The sequence below is a fragment of the Neobacillus paridis genome (genome assembly GCF_016765675.1).
GTDB classification, from domain to species: Bacteria; Bacillota; Bacilli; order Bacillales; family Cytobacillaceae; genus Neobacillus; species Neobacillus paridis.
This window is the reverse complement of sequence record NZ_JAESWB010000178.1, coordinates 1-770: the sequence shown is the minus strand read 5'-3', so window position 1 is coordinate 770 and position 770 is coordinate 1. Positions and strand designations below refer to the sequence as shown.

Genomic DNA, 770 nt, shown 5'->3' with positions numbered 1-770 from the left:
CGTTGCCGTTGCTTTTGACGTGGACGTTGCCGTTGCCGTTGCCGTTGCCGTTGCCGTTGCCGTTGCCGTTGCCGTTGCCGTTGCCGTTGCCGTTGCCGTTGCCGTTGCCGTTGCCGTTGTTTCTGCTTTTGACGTGGCAGTGAAGTCCCGTTGAGCGCGCCGTGACGGCGATGCCTGAAGCGGATAAGGTGCGGCGTCTGTCTGAGTGGAGCGAAGCGGAGCGAGTTTAGCCGCGCCCCGCTTCAGGCGTCGACGGCACGGGGACCCCGCGCAGCGGGGCGCGNCTGAGTGGAGCGAAGCGGAGCGAGTTTAGCCGCGCCCCGCTTCAGGCGTCGACGGCACGGGGACCCCGCGCAGCGGGGCGCGATCACCGGGTCGCCTTTTTTTGGTTACTTTTTTTGGCGAAGCCCTCCATGTCAGGCTAGTTGTCGCATCCACAAATATCCAGCAACCTGGAGGGCGATAGCGAGTGAGCAATGAAGAAACGACATCCGGAGCCAGTCCGGGAATGGGCCATACAGCAAATCATGTTGCCTGTTGGACGCAGCATGGCCGAGGTGGCCTGCGAGCTGGGCGTGACGACCGAGACGCTGCGCCTGTGGAGAAGGGCCTTCCTGGCGCAAGTGCATGGCAATGACAGGACGAAACAAGGCTGCGCAGTGCCAACGCAGGCCAGGCAGGCGCCCGCGGCACAGGCGCCGGCTGGGGGTGGCAAGGGCAGACAGAACCGCTACACTGCGGCGTTTCGGGAATCAGTGGTGGCGCAGATG

1 protein-coding gene is annotated in these 770 nt (G+C 64.2%); it reads left to right on the top strand.

The features are described from left to right. Nucleotides 1-476: 476 nt before the first annotated feature. A partial coding sequence (locus tag JK635_RS28415) for a transposase (protein ID WP_202654405.1) occupies nt 477-770 on the top strand: 294 nt, incomplete at its 3' end.